Origin of the sequence: Methanosphaera sp. DEW79 (assembly GCF_003266085.1) — an archaeon.
Classification (GTDB): Archaea; Methanobacteriota; Methanobacteria; order Methanobacteriales; family Methanobacteriaceae; genus Methanosphaera; species Methanosphaera stadtmanae.
In genome coordinates, this window is sequence record NZ_MUZW01000041.1 from 1 (window position 1) to 4,039 (window position 4,039).

Annotated in this window: 2 protein-coding genes; both read left to right on the plus strand. The window is 25.1% G+C overall.

All coding sequences use genetic code 11. From position 1 onward, the window contains the following. Window positions 1-203, plus strand: a 203-nt coding sequence (locus BZ132_RS03805) for a PepSY domain-containing protein (RefSeq protein WP_286940537.1), incomplete at its 5' end; no start/stop codon positions are given. 481 nt (window positions 204-684) lie between these two features. Next, the coding region (locus BZ132_RS03810) for a C1 family peptidase (protein WP_286940538.1) at window positions 685-4,039 on the plus strand (3,355 nt) is incomplete at its 3' end.

Consider the following 4,039-nt stretch of genomic DNA (forward strand, 5'->3'; position numbering starts at 1 on the left):
GTATTACACCAAACCAAGCTATACAAATAGCTAACACACAATACCCAAACCTAAAATTCACAAAAGTTTATGTTAGTGATAGAACAGACTATCCAGTATACATAGTTGAAACAGAAGATGGAGTAAGTATTGAAGTGGATTATACACATGGAGAAGTTACAGGAGGATACTCATCAACNCTGAAGTTTCAGAAGATAATTTAAATATAACAAATTCTTCTGTAAATAACACTCTAGCTCAACAAAACAATATCTCACAGAATATTCTAAACAACAACAGTCAAATAAATACATCCTTAATTAATAATCCATTAACAAACAACAGTATACTAAACTACTTCAAATAAAATTAGTAAATAATAATTCAAGTAGTCTAGAAAATAATAATATTCAAAATAATAGCTTAAATTTATAAATAAAAAAATTTTAAGCTATTTCCTTTTTTTGATAAAAAGAGAATGTGCAACAATTCTGTTTTTATATTTTTTTAATAAGATTTTTATTATCACTATGTTTATAATTCTCAAATATTTATTGATATTTTGTATAACATAACTAATAAAAATATATATAATGTCACACACTCTAAAATATAAAAAAAATATTACAAACTTTAAAAAAAAACTTATTTTTTAACAAATTTTAATAAATTTAACTTCTATAAATATTAAAAAGGAGGAACGTTATGAATAAAAAAATATTACTTACTTTATTAGTAATAATAATGTTTTTTAGTATTTCTTCTGTTTATGCAGTAGATAATTCTATAGATTCATCTAACACATATTCAAATTTAAATACTTTAAAACATACTGATACATACCAATCTTCCCTCATAGGTAATATAAACGAAAATATATCATCTAAAACGGTAGAAAAAGAAATATCAGTAGAAACTAAAGAAAAAACAGAAAAATCTATAACAAAGAGTGATAATAAGTTAAATACCAATAACTATGTAGTTAACAAAAAATCAAGTGATATTCAAACTAAAGTAGATGTTATTTCCAAAGATACATCTACAAAAAAACTAAATAAAACTTTGAAAACTACAGATAATTATTACTTCAATGCTTCTGTTACAAATGATGGTGATGGAAGTAAAGACAATCCATGGAAAACAATTAACCAATTAAATTTCAACAAGATTACAAATGGAAGTACTGTATATATATCCAATGGTAATTATAATGTAGATAATATTGATGTTAATATTGATGTTAATATTATTGGTGAAAATACCAATAAAACCATAATAAAAGGATATAATACATATGATGAAGTATTTAATTTTAATAAGCATACAACAATAACAAATATAACATTTACAAATTCAAGTACAAAAGTAATTTATAATACTGGTACACTTGAACTTAATAATTGTATTTTTAAAAATAACAATATAACATCATATGATGCATGTATAAAAAATAATGGAAAACTAACAGTGAATAATTGTTTATTTAACAATGTATCCTCACAAAAAAGTAGTGTTATTTATAATTCAGCAAGTAATTCCATTAACTTATATCTAAAAAACTCCATATTCACAAATAACAATGCATATAAAGGTATTGTATTGTTATATGGAAGTTGTGCTCAGTTATATAACACAACATTCAATAACAATAAAGCTACTATTATGGCTGGATGCATATATTTAGAGAAAAGTTCTATGAATGTTAATTTAAGTACTTTTATAAACAATTCTGTGCTTAAAGGTACTGGTGGTGTATTCTATGTTTATGATAGTGATTTATTTGTAAATAATTCAATATTTTCCAATAACTATGCATTATTTGGTGGTGTAGCAACATTTCTAAATGGTTCCGGTGATGGAGAAGAGATAACAGAATCAAAACACAACAGTACAATAATAAATTCTTCTTTCACAAACAACAAAGTATTATATGATGGAGGAGTATTCTTTGATGTATATTCAAATCTTGATATAAGATCATCTAATTTCACTAATAACTCTGCTAGAAATGGTGGAAGCATATATGGTGACTACTCAAAAATCAACATAAACAACACTATCTTCAAGAATAATACAGCCACATACTTTGGTGGAAGTATCTATACAAATCAGATAGATATTGCACTTAACAACAACAACTTCATAAATAACAAGGCAACAAAAGCAGAAGATGTCTACTCACAATATTCTAGAAGTTTTACCTCAAAAAACAACACACAAACAAATACTAATTCAATAATAACAAATCAAATAACAACCACTAAAAAACCACAAGTAATTATCACTAACCTAAATAATACACCAATTACAACAATACCTTCAAGTTATGATTTAAGAAAATTAAATCAAGTAACAAGTGTTAAAAGTCAAAGTGGTGGGGGTAACTGTTGGTCATTTGCAACAATGGGTGCTCTTGAATCATGTATTCTTAAAGCAACAGGTATTTCATATGATTTATCTGAGAATAACATGAAAAATATAATGGCACTATTTTCACAATCAGCATGGTGCATATCACCAAATTTAGGTGGATATGATGAAATGCCAATAACATATCTAATAAATTGGTATGGACCTACAGATGAAAATAATGATCCATATATACCAGAGATTATAGTATCTCCTCAAATTAACAATTTAATACAAATAAATAATGTGTATGGAATTCCAAGTAGAACAAATTATACTGATAATAATGAATATAAAAAAGCTATAATGAAGTATGGAGCAGTATATACTGATATTTATTGGCTTGGTTCAAATGTAGATAATACTCATAATTCATATTATTGTCATGAAAAACCAGAATATACTAATCATGCAGTTTGTATAGTTGGATGGGATGATAATTATGATAAAAATAACTTCATAACTCCAGCACCAGGAAATGGTGCATTTATTATTAAAAATAGTTGGGGTACAAGTTCTGGTGAAAATGGATATTATTATGTATCATACTATGATGAAAGTATATTAAATACATGTGATGATATATATGGTGCTGGTGGATTTACATTCATAATCAACAACACAGAAACTTATGATAAAATATACCAATATGATGTTGGTGGAATAAGTAACTGGCTTGAATCCAATAAATATGGAAATTATTCTAATGAATATATATCCTCTGGTAATGAATTAATAAAAGCATTTGGTACATATGTAAGTGATTTAACTAATAATTATACTGTAAGTATCTATGTGAATAATGTATTAAAACATACACAAAAAGGATTATTCACACATCTTGGATATGAAACAGTACAAGTTACAAAATCAATTAATGTAAAAACTAACGATAAAATAAAAGTAGTTCTAGAATTAGTATCATCTTCAACAGTACAAATTCCAATATCTGAAAGTAAATATACAAGAATAGTTTCAACAACTAATTCATATGTTAATGGTAAAACTAATTCAGATAGTGTAGCTTGTCTTAAATTATATACTTCAGAAATTAATAAATCAGAAGTAAATGCAGTTGTTACTAAATCTAACCTAACAAATACACAACTATTAATAAATATCCATGATACTAATGGTAATTCAATAAACACTGGTACAATAACTATAAAAGAAAATAACACAATATTAAAAACAGTACAAGTTACAAGTAATCAAACTTATGTTGATTTAGGAATTAAAAAAGGAATACATCTTATCACAGTATGTTATAATGCAAGTAATTATGCACCATCAAATACAACTTTATTGTTAAATATTGGGGCAACTACAATTAATTCTGATGTATTAAATAGTGATCTTAAAAATACTACAATAAAGGTAGTTGTAAGAGATTCTAACAATAACTTAGTAAATAGTGGTAGAGTTGTAATTTATAATAACAATAACTTATTAACAAACACTACACTTATAAATGGACAGGCAATTATTGTTTTAAATCTAAATGCAGGAACACAAACACTAAATATATTATATTTAGATGATAATTTATATCAATCATCAAATATAACCCAGACAATAACAGTTAAAGCAATAGACACTAAAATGTCAGTAGTGGCTTATAGTAAATTAACAACAAACTCAACAATAGAAG